Genomic DNA, 12,904 nt, shown 5'->3' on the forward strand with positions numbered 1-12,904 from the left:
GGGGGGGGGGGGGGGGGGGGGGGGGCCCGGCGCCCACGGAACTCCCTTCCGGCATCGACTGATGGCGTCGAACGCGATTTCTTGCCTCTGTCCTCATTCTTTCGCCGCAATTCATCGGTGCACGCCACAAAAAGGTGGGTGTGCGGCGCTTCGCTCTGCTCGGATGTGCACTTTCGGTCGCCGCGACCTTCGCGGCCACGAGCGCGCCCGCCGCCATGGGCGAGCCGTCCGCCCCGGCCGGGGCGGACGGCGGGCGCGCGGCATGGACCACCGAGACGCCGCCTCCGGTAGGTAGCTGAATCATCACCTTTCGTGGCTATCGCGGCGAGGGGAACGCTGGATACCGTCCGCGCATGTCCTTAGAGACCGCCGGCACCTGGCCCGCTCCCGGGCCGTCCGCATGCGACATGGCCCACCGGGTCACTTCGGAGGACGTGGCCGAGATCGCGGCCATCGCCGACCCCGTGCTCCGCAACCTGCGCATCACCCAGGCGTACCACGATCTGTCGATCGGGATGGCGGCGCTGCTGGGACCGGAGAACGTCAGCTGGTGCTGCTTCGGCACCTGGGCCTCGCGCACGGCCGGCCGGTTCATCCGCGGGGAGGGCATCCCGCGGATGGTCCGCCTCATGAAGGCCTTCGCCCAGCGTGTCCCCGCGCGTATCCAGGTGGTCGCTCCCGACCTGGTCTTTCGCGCCGTACGGCAGGTCGGCGACAATGTCGCGATCGGCAACCGCATGGTGTTCGAGGACCTGGGGCTGCTGTACGCCCGGATGATCCAGGAGTACACCGGCGCCACCGACGCCGCCGCCCGAGACCGCGCGCTCGAACGCTGCGTGGCCGCGCTACGCCCCGGGGCGGCCGAACACGGCGGCCAGGACCTGCTCATCGCCGCTGTGCACGGCTATCACGCCGCCATGCGCGCCCGCGACGCCGCCGAGCGCGCCGAGCACATCCTGCTGGCCAATCTGCGGATCGGCCTGCACGAGCAGATCCGCCTGCAGGAGCCCATCGCCCAGGCGCTGGTTCCGGTGCAGGTCTCCCCGTTCACTCCGCCGCCGCTGCGCAGGCGCCTGGTACGGCTGTGGCGGGCCATGGCCACCGCCCACCTGATGGACGTCCGGATGCCCGCCCCCGACTTCCAGCAGACCCGCCGCCTCATCGTTCAGCGCCTGGGGGCCGACGTCGGCCGCGCCGCCCCCGCAGGGATCTTCCCGCCCGACCTGGCCCACCTGTCCAACATCGAGCTCAAGGCATTGCTGTACGACATCGACCGCACGCCCAACGCCGTGCTGGGCAGCGCCGCCGATGACTGGGCCGAACTGGGCAACCGGATGAACTTCGTGGCCGACCTGTTCCGCGTCTGGCAGCAGACCGAGGACCTGTTCCAACCCCCGTTCAGCCGGGACCAGGCCGAGGCGATTCGCGCCGGATCCCTTCCGGCGCCCACCCCACCGCTGTGAACCCGACGTCGAACGCGACGAATTGACGCCCCCGCCCGCCGTACGCCCCTGCCCGCCGTACGCGCCTGGTGGCGGGCACGCCGAGCGGGGCTCAGAAGCGGGCCGGGGCGCCGAGCTCGGCGAGCGCGTGGTCGAGCAGGTCCTCCAGGGCCGGGATGTCGCGGGCGGCGATCGTCCGGTCGGGCTGCTCGGGCAGCAGGTCGAGGACCGTGCGCAGGTCCCAGTACGGATCGTGCCGGTAGCCGCCGGACACCTGGTCGAAGGAGGCCGAGAAGCGGTCGGCGACCGTGATGTCATAGCGGAGGGCGAGCGCGCGGCGCATGTGGGCGATGTCGATGGCCACCGGGCCGTACGACGCGTTGGACCAGTCGACGATGCCGGTCAGGCGGCCGCCGGCCCACAGCGTGTTGTCCGGGTGGTAGTCGCGGTGGATGAAGTGCGCCGCGGCGCCGGGAGTGGGGCCGGCGGCGACGTCCAGCGCGTGCTCCCACAGCGCCGGCCGCCGGGCGTGCCGTGGCGCGAGCCGGATCTCCAGGCGGTTGTACGGGCGGTAGGGCGGCATGGTCGACGCCCCGGCGACCGCGTGGACGGGCAGCAGCGCGGCGGCCAGCTGGATGAGGTACTCGGGCAGCTCCGCGCAGGCGGGGCGGGGCGGGTGGCCCGGCAACCGGCTGATCAGCAGCGCGGGGACGTCGCAGTGCGCGCCGGAGGGGTCGGCGGCGACCAGCGCGGGGGTGGGGATGGCGCACGCGGTGAGCAGGGTCAGCGCCGCGATCTCCAGCTCGGGGGAGAAGTCGATGTCGAGGACGGGCCAGCCGGACGACGCCCAGCGGCGCAGGACCAGGCGATGCACGGTGCCCGAGCGGCTCTCGGCGAGGATCGCATGGTTGACATGGGCCAGCCCGCCGATCATGGGCCGGACCATCTTCACCTCACTGCCGGGCCCCAGGCATTTTTCGATCCAGCGCAGCGTGGCAGCGCTCGGCGGATCGGAGAGCGTGGGGAAGGTCACGGCCTCCATGAAAACGGATTCGGCCGAGGATCGGTAGTGTTTTTGTCGGTAGAAGGCAGACCGAACGGCATGTCATTGCGGGCGCGGCAGGTAAATCGCCGTAAATAGAGCGATAAAATGGAAGTGGCCGCTCTGGGGTGATTTGCGAGCGGCCACCCCCTTAATCCTTGCCGTCGCGGCGCGGCCGCAGCAGCGCCTCCGCCAGCGCCAGCATCGTCTCCTCCAGCGTGACGAGCCGTTTCATCAGGTCCTCATGGACGGTCGTCACCTGCTTGGTCATGTCGTGCTGCGCGCCGACGACCCGCTGGGAGACGTCGTCGTGCACCCCGACCACCTGGCGCAGGAGGTCTTCGCGGAGGATCTCCATGTGCTTGGTCAGGTCGACGCGGGACGCCTCAATGATCTTCGACAGCGTCTCCTCGGTCTCGTCCCGGTCGGGGCGCGCCCGCAGCTCGTCGAGGAGCGGGTCGACCGCCTCGGACAGTCGCTTCTCCAACGCGTCGAACCGGTCGGTGGGGTCGATGAACGGCCGATCGCCGATCGCGGCGACCTTGCGGTGCAGCTCGTTGATCTCCAGTGTCACGGGCAGCCGGGCGATCTGCTGGTCGACGCCCTCGACACGGTCGCACGCCCCGTCCACCTTGGCCTCCAGCGCCGGAAAATGCCCTTCGACCCCACGGATCTTCCCGGACAGGCCCTCCAGGCGGCCGTCGATGCCGTCGAGGCGCCCGCCGACCCCCTCGACCCGGCCGTTGACGGCCTCCAGGCCCTGCTCGACCCGCTCGGCCATGTCGTGCAGTGACTGGTCGACCTTGCCGGCCACCCCGTTGATCTCGTGCTCGAGCTTCTCGGACCGGTGCCCGAGGTCGGCGAGCGTCTTGTCCAGCCGGTTGAACCGGACCGACGCGGCCTCCATCGTGCCGGCGAGCCGGTCGAGCCGCTTGGTCAGGTCGTCCATCTGCTGGGCGGCCTGCAGGGTCGCCTCGGTGATGCTGCGGCTGGAGTCCAGCACGGCCTGGATGCGGGAGAGGCCCTCGTCGACGTTCTCGGCGATGACGCCCACGTCGGCCCACAGGGAGGGCAGCTCGGCGACCGGCTTGACCTTCTCACCCACCGACTCGATGTGCTCGGCCAGCCCTTCCGCCCACTCCGGGGGCTTGCCGCACAGCTCGTCGACCTGCCCGCGGACGGTGTCGAGCTGGGTCGTCAGCCCGGTGAGCTCACGCTCCCGTACCTCGCGGAGCAGCCACTCTATTCCCTCCAGTCGCTGATGAATCTCGTCCAGGAGCTGGCCCGTCGAGCGCTGCTCATAAACATGATCTTGCGCTGCGCGGGCTAGCAATTCTCGCATTCGGTCCGAGACCGGCTGACCCCCTGTCTGCAGGAAGTTGTGATTGGTGTCCACCCGGGTGCTCCTTCGTTTGCCGGTACCGGAAATGGTCGGCGGCGTGGATCGCGAGGAGACACTCTATTGAGCGGACCAAGGTCATCGAGCCGGAGAATAGAAATTTAGGGAAAAGAGATTATGCCCAGCACGGCAAAGCGCCCTTTTCAGACGCGGCGGTGCCGGCCCTCGTACGAGATCCCCGTCGAGGGGCCGCAGACGGCGGTGGCGGTGTGGGGCGTGCCGCGCCAGATCAGGCGGTCGAGTTCGCCGCGTCCGAGGAAGACCCCGCGGCAGCGGGAGCACTCCTCGAACACGATGCCGCCCCGCTGGAAGGTCACCATTCCGGCACCGCACTTCGGGCACCGCAGTACGGCGTCGGCCATCGTCGCCCCCCGTCCTCGCCGCGCCCCGGATCGCGGGCGCCCCTGATCACGCCCCGGCGGGGCCTGCCGGTCGCCAAGAGTAGTCAGCCGGACACGGTCACCACCGTGGTCTTTGCCGGACTCTGGCGTGTCGCCCACACCGCGGGTCGTGCGGGCCGTGCGGTCACCCGACCCCGCGCCGGCTCAGGTGACCATGGTCCGGTCGGCCGGAGCCCCGGGCGGTCGCCCGCGCCCGGGCGGGCTCAAGGGGTGCGGCAGATCAGCGCGGTCGGGGCGTCGCCGACGCGGGTGAGGACGAGGACGCGCGCCTCGGGGCCGTCGGTGCGCAGGTCGCGGCGCAGCCGGTCCACGTCCCCCGCGAAGCCGCGCTTCATGATCGTCAGGGTGCCCGCCTTCTGGGCGCGCAGCGCCGCGCGTACCCGCTTCACGCCGAACGGCAGCACCTCCAGGATCTCGTACGGCCGCGCGAACGGCGTCGCGCGCAGCACGTCCGAGGTGATGTAGGCGATCCGCGGGTCGGCCAGCGCCCCGTCGATCAGGGCCGCGGCCTCGGCGACGAGATGGGCCCGGACCACGGCGCCGTCCGGTTCGTACAGATAGCGGCGCCACCCGGCCACGGGCGGCGGCCCGAGAGCGGGGTCGGCCGCCAGGGTCGCCGGCTCCCGGTCCTGCCGCAGGAGCGTCGCCCGGCGCGGCGTGCCGCCCGCCAGCTCACCGAGCCACAGCGCCGCCTCCTTCACCTCCCCGCCGTCGGAGATCCACTCCGCCTCCGCGCCCGGCGGGACCGCCTCGTGCGGGATCCCCGGCGCGACCTTGACGCAGGCGCCGGGCACCCGGCCGGCGAGGTCCAGGACCGTGCCGAGCGGCGGCAGGTACGCGTCCGGGTCGAACACCCGGCCACGGGACGTACGGCGGCCGGGGTCGGCGAAGACGGCGGCGTACCCGCCGGTGTCCTGCGCGGTGGCGTCGCCGCAGTGGACGTCCGCCAGTTCCGCGACGCCGAAGGCGTGAAGATTGGCCCGCGCGACCTCGGCGGTGAGGGGGTCGAGCTCGACGCCGAGGCCGCCGACGCCCGTACGGGCGCGGGCGAGCAGGTCGCCGCCGATGCCGCAGCCGAGGTCGAGCACCCGGCCCCCGGCCGGGAGCCGGTCGGCGAACCGCCGCGCCCGGTGCCGGGCGACGCTGGCCCGGGTGGCCTGTTCGAGGCCCTGGGGGGTGAAGTACATGCGGTCCGCGTCGGCGCCGAACTTGGCCCGGCCGCGCTCGCGGAGGCGGGCCTGTGTCAGGGCCGCGCCGACGAGGTCGGCTGGATGACGGGCGCGCAGGCGGGAGACCATGGCCGGCAGGGTCCGCTCGTCGGCGCCGGCGACGCCGATCTCGCCGAGCAGCTCCTGGCCTTCGGGGGTGAGAAGCTCTCGGAACGCGGCGGTGTCCACCCGATGACGGTAGTCCCCGGCGGCACTCGGAACGCACCTGACCACCAGCGAAACCCCGCAAACGCCGCATATAACGACAGGTGGGCGGCGCGCGGGGGCCCGTGTTGACGGGTTCCCGGACCCCGGCATAATCTCCAACTGGCACTCTCCCCATGAGAGTGCCAATCAAGCGACAGGTCGGTCTGGCACCCGCGACGGCAGGCCACCGTGGTCGCGTCTCCAACATGCGGCTGGCCGATCTGGTCGGCCGAGGATACGCAATCGAAGGGGAAGGTCAGATCGTGTCGACCGCCACCAAGGTTGTTCTCAAGCCGCTCGAGGACCGCATCGTCGTCCAGCCTCTCGAGGCCGAGCAGACCACCGCGTCGGGTCTTGTCATCCCCGACACGGCCAAGGAGAAGCCCCAGGAGGGCACCGTCCTCGCCGTCGGGCCGGGTCGCTTCGACGACAAGGGCGAGAAGCGCGTCCCGCTCGACGTCAAGGTCGGGGACGTCGTCCTCTACAGCAAGTACGGCGGCACCGAGGTCAAGTACAACAACGAGGAGTACCTCGTTCTGTCGGCCCGCGACGTGCTCGCCGTCGTCGAGAAGTAAGACCCGAACAGATGCGCCGCCCCGGTTCTGCCCAATGAGGGCGGCCGGGGCTGTGCACGTCCACGGACATTCCTACTTGGAGCTTCCCAATGCCGAAGATCCTGGAGTTCGACGAGGGAGCGCGCCGCGCCCTTGAGCGTGGCGTCAACGCCCTCGCGGACGCCGTCAAGGTGACGATCGGCCCCCGTGGCCGCAACGTCGTCATCGACAAGAAGTGGGGCGCCCCCACCATCACGAACGACGGTGTCACCATCGCGCGTGAGGTGGAGCTCGACGACCCGTACGAGAACCTCGGCGCTCAGCTCGCCAAGGAGGTCGCCACCAAGACCAACGACATCGCGGGTGACGGCACCACCACCGCGACGGTCCTGGCCCAGGCGCTCGTCCGCGAGGGGCTGCGCAACGTCGCCGCCGGCGCGTCGCCGATCAGCCTCAAGCGGGGCATCGACGCCGCCGCCGGCCACATCTCCGAGCAGCTGCTCAAGTCGGCCCGCGAGGTCACCGACAAGGAGTCGATCGCGCACGTCGCGACCATCTCCGCCCAGGACGCCAAGATCGGTGAGCTCATCGCCGAGGCTTTCGACAAGGTGGGCAAGGACGGTGTCATCACCGTCGAGGAGGCCCACACGATGGGCCTGGAGCTGGAGTTCACCGAGGGCCTCCAGTTCGACAAGGGCTACCTGTCGCCGTACATGGTGACCGACCCGGAGCGGATGGAGGCGGTCCTCGAGGACGCCTACGTCCTCATCTACGACGGCAAGATCTCCAACGTCACCGAGTTCCTGCCGCTGGCCGAGAAGGTCGCGCAGACCCGTAAGCCGCTGCTGGTCGTCGCCGAGGACGTCGAGGGCGAGGCCCTGGCGCTGCTCGTGCAGAACAAGATCCGCGGCACGTTCGTCAGCGTCGCGGTGAAGGCGCCGGGCTTCGGCGACCGCCGCAAGGCGATGCTGGAGGACATGGCCATCCAGACCGGCGGCCAGGTCGTCACCGAGGCCGTCGGCCTCAAGCTCGACACCGTCGACCTCGACGTGCTGGGCCGCGCCCGGCGGGTGACCGTCACCAAGGACGCCACCACCGTCGTCGACGGCGCGGGCGAGTCGGCCGCGATCGAGGACCGGATCCGCCAGATCCGCCGCGAGATCGAGGGCAGCGACTCCGACTGGGACCGCGAGAAGCTCCAGGAGCGCCTCGCCAAGCTGGCCGGGGGCGTCTGCGTCCTGCGCGTCGGCGCCGCCACCGAGGTGGAGCTGAAGGAGAAGAAGCACCGCCTCGAGGACGCCATCTCCGCCACCCGCGCGGCGATCGAGGAGGGCATCGTCTCCGGCGGCGGCAGCGCGCTGGTGCACGTCGCCAAGGAGGGCTTCGACGCCCTCGGTCTGTCCGGTGACGAGGCCACCGGCGCCGAGGCGGTCCGCCGCGCCCTGGTCGAGCCGCAGCGCTGGATCGCCGAGAACGGCGGCTGGGAAGGCTACGTCGTCGTCGCCAAGGTCGAGACGCTGCCGGTCGGCTCCGGCTTCAACGCCGCCACCGGCGAGTACGGCGACCTGATCGCCCAGGGCGTCATCGACCCGGTCAAGGTGACCCGCTCCGCGGTCAGCAACGCCGCGTCGATCGCCGGCATGCTGCTCACCACCGAGGCCCTCGTCGCCGACAAGCCCGAGGAGGAGCCGGACGCCGCCGCGGGCGGCCACGGCCACGGCCACGGTCACTGATCAGCGACCGGCCGCCGCACGCGGCCGACGGATCACAACGGATGCCCTCGTCACGCGCCTGGCGAGGGCATCCGTCGTTCTCGGGGACGTTCGGTGACAACGATCATGGCGATGGTCACGCTCAGCGATTGCAATCCCGTTGGGATCAGCACTGTGACCATTCCGTTGTCGTCAACGATGCAGACAGGCGCGATCTCGATGGGCATCATGCTTTCGTGACCGAGGGAGCGATCGCCGGGGCCGCGGTTCGGGGTGCTACCGCCGAACTACGGGGGAGAAGACCGGCTAAGGCGGACGACAACGACCTCAGGGAACTCACGAGCCTTGCCGTTCAAGGAGACCCGGAAGCAGTCGAGTCCCTCATCGGGCGGGTCCGCCCGATGGTGGTGCGCTACTGCCGGGCGCGGCTGGGCCGGGTTTCGGGGCAGTACCACATCGCGGACGACGTCGCCCAGGAGGTGTGCATCGCGGTCCTGGGCGCGCTACCGCGCTACCGGGACATGGGGCGGCCCTTCGCGTCCTTCGTCTTCGGCATCGCGTCGCACAAGATCGCCGACGCGCTGCGCAGCGCGATCCGGGCCGCCGTGCCGACCGAGGACCTGCCCGACGGCCCCGACGAGGGCCCGGGCCCCGAGGAGACGGTCGTCCGCTACATCGAGGCCGAGCGTGCGCGGGATCTTCTCGACCGCTTGCCGGATCATCAGAAGGAATTGGTCCTCCTGCGGGTGGTGGCGGGTCTGTCCGCCGAGGAGACCGGTAATGTACTGGGCATGTCAGCCGGGGCCGTACGCGTCGCCCAGCACCGGGCTCTCGCCCGTCTTCGAGCGATGGCGAGTGAGGAGTCGATCGCTTGACCGGTGGGGGTACCGCCACTCCCGAGCCGCTCGACCTCAGTGAGATCACCCGCAGCGGCGATCTGTTCGACGCCTTGGCCGCGCGCCGCGTCTCCACCGATCCGGGTTCAGGATCCGCCGTTCACGACGATCCCGCCGCACGCCTGCTGGCCGCGCTGGTCGCCGACGTCGATGTGGACGCGCCGCCGTTGTCGGCGCCCGCGCCCGCCCGTGTCCCGTGCCCGGCGCCCAAGTCCTCGGGACGCCCCGTCATCCGGGCGTTCGTCACCTTCGGCGCGATCACGGTCATGCTGACGACGGCCGGCGCCGCCGTCGCGGGCGGCGGGGGCGGCGGGCCGAAGCCCCGCACCCCGTCGGCACGCTCCCAGATCACGGAACGCTCCAGGGCCCGTGTTCAGTCGATCGGCCGGAACCTCCCCGGCGGGCCCCGCCCCACGTCGACCCCCACCGGCGGCAAGGCCGACCCCACGCCGAGCGCGTCCCCGTCGAAGGGGCATGGGCCGCACGCTCCGGCCAAGAAGGATCACGTCCCCGCCTTCGTGGGATCTCATCCGTCGTCCCGGCCGTCCGGACCGGGCGGCCCCTCCGGCAGCCCCTCGCCGACCCCGACCCCGAGCCCGTCACCGGGCACGCCGACCGACTCGCCCTCGCCGGTCTCGACCTCCTCGTCGGCCACCCCGCAACCCGAGGGGAGCACCGCCCGTCCGAACCGGCTGCGGCGTCAGAGCACCTCGTCGGACACGAATGCGTCGCGGCGACCCGCCCGCGACACGCGCCGCTGAGACCCCGCATCGATCAGCGGGTTCGCCCAGGTCGGCCGTCCGTCCGCAGAGGTCAGTGGCCCGCGGAGGTCAGCTGGACTGGCCTTCTTCGCTGTCGATGACGCCGTCGACGTAGCCGCGGGCGTACTCCCAGCTGACGTAGTCCTCCGGGGCGGCGGCGATGGCCGGCTCGTGGACCCGGGGCAGCCCCTCGTCGAGCAGGTGACGGAGGTTGCCGTGCAGGAGGTCCCAGTCGATGTGGTGGGCCCGGCCGCAGTCGCCGCAGTCGACGGTCAGGCCCTTGATGCCGAGGGGTTCCAGCAGGGCGCGGAACACCTCCAGGTCGGCGAGGTCGGCCAGCACGTCCTCCCGCTCCGTCGTGCTCAGTGGAGCGGACTCGTCACTCGGGTCCCCGAGCGCGGCCGCCGGGTCCTCGGGATCGTTCGCGAACGGATCGAGCGGAGCGTCATCGTGCACAAACCCACGCTACCCGAGTATGGGCCGCCGATTCGTGCCTTGTCGCCGTGCTTGGCCGGGCGTTCGACAACCCCGACTAGGATGAGAGGAACGCTCCGCTGATCAGGCCCGACGCCGCGACCCCTTCCGGATGATGCCCATGACTTTCGCGCCCGAGCCCGCCAAGTTCGCCCCGCAGGGGCTCACGTACGACGACGTGCTGCTCGTGCCCTCGTACTCCGAACTCGTGCCGGGCGAAGCCGACACGACGACCCGCCTGTCGCGGTCTATCACGCTGCGGATCCCGCTCGTGTCCGCCGCCATGGACACCGTCACCGAGGCGCGGATGGCCGTCGCGATGGCCCGGCAGGGCGGGCTCGGCGTGCTGCACCGCAACCTGCCGATCGACGAGCAGGCCCAGCAGGTCGACCTCGTCAAGCGCTCCGAGGCCGGCATGGTCAACAACCCGGTGACCTGCTCGCCGGACGACACCCTCGCCGACGTCGAGGCGCTGTGCGCCCACTACCGGATCTCCGGCGTCCCGGTCACCGACGCCGACGGCGTGCTCGTCGGCATCGTGACCAACCGCGACATGCGGTTCGAGACCGACGCCACGCGCCCGGTGCGCGAGGTCATGACCCGGATGCCGCTGGTGACGGCGCCGGTCGGGGTCTCCCGGGACGAGGCGTTCGCGCTGCTGCGCGCGAACAAGGTGGAGAAGCTCCCGCTCGTCGACGGCACCGGCCGCCTGCGCGGCCTGATCACGGTCAAGGACTTCACCAAGAGCGAGCAGTATCCCTTCGCCACCAAGGACTCCGACGGGCGGCTCGTGGTCGGCGCGGGCGTCGGCGTCGGCGCGGAGGCCGAGCTGCGCGCGAAGGCGCTGATCGAGGCCGGCGTCGACGCGCTGTTCGTGGACGTCGCGCACGGTCACTCCCGCGGCATGCTCGAGATGGTCGCCAAGCTCAAGGCCAACAGCACCGCCGACGTCATCGCGGGCAACATCGCGACGCGGGCCGGCGCGCAGGCGCTGGTCGACGCCGGAGCGGACGCGGTGAAGGTCGGGGTCGGTCCGGGCTCGATCTGCACGACCCGCGTGGTCGCCGGTGTCGGCGCGCCGCAGGTCACCGCGATCTACGAGGCCGCGCTGGCGTGCCGGGCGGCGGGCGTCCCGGTCATCGGCGACGGCGGCCTGCAGTACTCCGGCGACATCGCCAAGGCGATCGCCGCGGGCGCGGACACGGTGATGCTCGGGTCGCTGCTCGCGGGCTGCGAGGAGAGCCCCGGCGAGCTGATCTTCATCAACGGCAAGCAGTACAAGACCTATCGGGGCATGGGCTCGCTCGGCGCGATGAAGAACCGCGAGCGCGGCGGGTCGTTCAGCAAGGACCGGTACTCCCAGGAGGACGTGGCCGGCGAGGACAAGCTGATCCCCGAGGGCATCGAGGGCCAGGTGCCCTACCGCGGCCCGGTCGCCGCCGTCGCCCACCAGCTGGTCGGCGGCCTGCGGCAGGCGATGTGGTACACCGGCTCGCGCACCATCGGCGACCTGCAGGAGAACGGCATGCTGATGCCGATCACCGGGGCGGGCCTGCGGGAGAGCCACCCGCACGACATCCAGATGACCGTCGAAGCGCCCAACTACCAGGTTCGCTGAGAGTTTCCTCCGGCCGTGGCCCGCTGCGGTCACGGCCGGCTGCATGGAGAGGACGTACATGGCTGAGGTCGAGATCGGGCGGGGCAAGAGCGGCCGCCGGGCGTACGCGCTCGACGAGATCGGCATCGTCCCGTCGCGGCGCACCCGCGACCCGGAGGAGGTGAGCGTCGCCTGGCAGATCGACGCGTACCGCTTCGAGATGCCGCTGGTCGTCGCGCCGATGGACAGCGTGGTCAGCCCGGCCACGGCGATCGCCATCGGGCGCCTCGGCGGCCTGGGCGTGCTCGACCTCGAAGGCCTGTGGACGCGGTACGAGAACCCCGACTCGCTGCTGGCGGAGATCGCCTCGCTCGACGACGCCACGGCGACGCGGCGTCTGCAGGAGCTGTACGCCGAGCCGATCAAGGAGGAGCTGATCGGGCGGCGCATCAAGGAGATCCGGGACGCGGGCGTGACGGTGGCGGCGCGGCTGTCGCCGCAGCGCACGGCGCAGTACCACAAGGCGGTCATCGACGCCGGGGTCGACCTGTTCGTCATCCGCGGCACGACGGTCAGCGCCGAGCACGTCTCCGGGCGGGCCGAGCCGCTGAACCTCAAGCAGTTCATCTACGACCTCGACGTTCCGGTGATCGTCGGCGGCTGCGCGACGTACACCGCGGCGCTGCACCTCATGCGCACGGGCGCGGCCGGGGTCCTCGTCGGGTTCGGCGGCGGCTCGGGTCACACGACTCGTACGGTCCTCGGCGTCGCGGTGCCGATGGCGACGGCCGTCTCCGACGTCGCGGCGGCCCGGCGCGACTACCTCGACGAGTCCGGCGGCCGGTACGTCCACGTGATCGCCGACGGCGGCATGCGTCAGTCCGGCGACATCGCCAAGGCCCTCGCGGTGGGCGCGGACGCGGTGATGGTCGGCTCGCCGTTCGCGCGGTCGACGGAGGCGCCGGGCCGCGGCTACCACTGGGGCAGCGAGGCGCACCACGAGGAGCTGCCGCGCGGCAAGCGCGTGGAGCTGGGGTCGATCGGCACGCTGGAGCAGATCCTGTACGGCCCGTCGAACGTCGCCGACGGCTCGATGAACCTCATCGGCGCGCTGCGGCGTGCCATGGCGACCGCGGGCTACTCGGACCTGAAGGAGTTCCAGCGGGTCCAGGTCGTGGTGGCGCCGCACTGATCCTTTCGCACTGAGGCGT

General features: G+C 71.4%; 13 protein-coding genes. 7 read left to right on the forward strand and 6 right to left on the reverse strand.

Going from position 1 to position 12,904, the window contains the following annotated elements; all coding sequences use genetic code 11:
• Positions 1 to 353 precede the first annotated feature (353 nt).
• Entirely contained in the window at positions 354 to 1,463 is a 1,110-nt protein-coding gene (locus NE234_RS37665) for a hypothetical protein (protein WP_252785748.1), read from the forward strand.
• 91 nt (positions 1,464 to 1,554) lie between these two features.
• Here NE234_RS37665 and NE234_RS37670 read toward each other — a convergent pair whose 3' ends face one another.
• The 4 genes from NE234_RS37670 to NE234_RS37685 form a co-directional block, all read right to left on the reverse strand.
• On the reverse strand, positions 1,555 to 2,484 hold the full coding sequence (locus NE234_RS37670; RefSeq protein ID WP_406567117.1) for an aminoglycoside phosphotransferase family protein: 930 nt from the start codon (positions 2,482 to 2,484) through the stop codon (positions 1,555 to 1,557).
• Between the two features lie 151 nt (positions 2,485 to 2,635).
• On the reverse strand, positions 2,636 to 3,826 hold the full coding sequence (locus NE234_RS37675) for a coiled-coil domain-containing protein (RefSeq protein WP_252785750.1): 1,191 nt from the start codon (positions 3,824 to 3,826) through the stop codon (positions 2,636 to 2,638).
• Between the two features lie 200 nt (positions 3,827 to 4,026).
• Positions 4,027 to 4,245 carry a TFIIB-type zinc ribbon-containing protein gene (locus NE234_RS37680; RefSeq protein WP_252785751.1) on the reverse strand — a complete coding sequence of 73 codons (219 nt, stop codon included), beginning with the start codon at positions 4,243 to 4,245 and terminating at the stop codon, positions 4,027 to 4,029.
• Between the two features lie 242 nt (positions 4,246 to 4,487).
• Positions 4,488 to 5,681 carry a class I SAM-dependent methyltransferase gene (locus tag NE234_RS37685; protein ID WP_252785752.1) on the reverse strand — a complete coding sequence of 398 codons (1,194 nt, stop codon included), beginning with the start codon at positions 5,679 to 5,681 and terminating at the stop codon, positions 4,488 to 4,490.
• 281 nt (positions 5,682 to 5,962) lie between these two features.
• Between NE234_RS37685 and groES the strand changes: the two genes are divergently transcribed.
• Together groES and groL are read left to right on the forward strand one after the other, a co-directional pair.
• Complete coding sequence (gene groES / locus NE234_RS37690) at positions 5,963 to 6,274, forward strand: co-chaperone GroES (RefSeq protein ID WP_425542373.1); 312 nt, start codon at positions 5,963 to 5,965, stop codon at positions 6,272 to 6,274.
• A gap of 89 nt (positions 6,275 to 6,363) precedes the next feature.
• Entirely contained in the window at positions 6,364 to 7,986 is a 1,623-nt protein-coding gene (groL, locus tag NE234_RS37695; protein ID WP_252785753.1) for a chaperonin GroEL, read from the forward strand.
• A 50-nt stretch (positions 7,987 to 8,036) separates the two neighbouring features.
• Here the strand turns inward: groL and NE234_RS37700 are convergent, their stop codons facing one another.
• Positions 8,037 to 8,192, reverse strand: coding sequence for a hypothetical protein (locus tag NE234_RS37700; RefSeq protein WP_252785754.1), 156 nt, complete (start codon positions 8,190 to 8,192; stop codon positions 8,037 to 8,039).
• A 9-nt stretch (positions 8,193 to 8,201) separates the two neighbouring features.
• Here NE234_RS37700 and NE234_RS37705 point away from each other — a divergent pair, with 9 nt between their 5' ends.
• Positions 8,202 to 8,840: a sigma-70 family RNA polymerase sigma factor gene (locus tag NE234_RS37705; protein ID WP_406567118.1), complete on the forward strand. Its 639-nt coding sequence runs from the start codon at positions 8,202 to 8,204 to the stop codon at positions 8,838 to 8,840.
• Complete coding sequence (locus NE234_RS37710) at positions 8,837 to 9,622, forward strand: hypothetical protein (RefSeq protein WP_252785755.1); 786 nt, start codon at positions 8,837 to 8,839, stop codon at positions 9,620 to 9,622. The genes NE234_RS37705 and NE234_RS37710 overlap by 4 nt, the downstream gene beginning before the upstream one ends.
• Before the next feature lie 69 nt (positions 9,623 to 9,691).
• Here the strand turns inward: NE234_RS37710 and NE234_RS37715 are convergent, their stop codons facing one another.
• Positions 9,692 to 10,078, reverse strand: coding sequence for a DUF5319 domain-containing protein (locus tag NE234_RS37715; RefSeq protein ID WP_252785756.1), 387 nt, complete (start codon positions 10,076 to 10,078; stop codon positions 9,692 to 9,694).
• Between the two features lie 139 nt (positions 10,079 to 10,217).
• Between NE234_RS37715 and guaB the strand changes: the two genes are divergently transcribed.
• Both guaB and NE234_RS37725 read left to right on the forward strand, forming a co-directional pair.
• Positions 10,218 to 11,714 carry an IMP dehydrogenase gene (guaB, locus tag NE234_RS37720; RefSeq protein WP_252785757.1) on the forward strand — a complete coding sequence of 499 codons (1,497 nt, stop codon included), beginning with the start codon at positions 10,218 to 10,220 and terminating at the stop codon, positions 11,712 to 11,714.
• Positions 11,715 to 11,772: 58 nt separating this feature from the next.
• Entirely contained in the window at positions 11,773 to 12,885 is a 1,113-nt protein-coding gene (locus NE234_RS37725) for a GuaB3 family IMP dehydrogenase-related protein (protein WP_252785758.1), read from the forward strand.
• Positions 12,886 to 12,904 lie beyond the last annotated feature (19 nt).

This window comes from Actinoallomurus rhizosphaericola (assembly GCF_024055675.1).
GTDB classification, from domain to species: Bacteria; Actinomycetota; Actinomycetes; order Streptosporangiales; family Streptosporangiaceae; genus Actinoallomurus; species Actinoallomurus soli.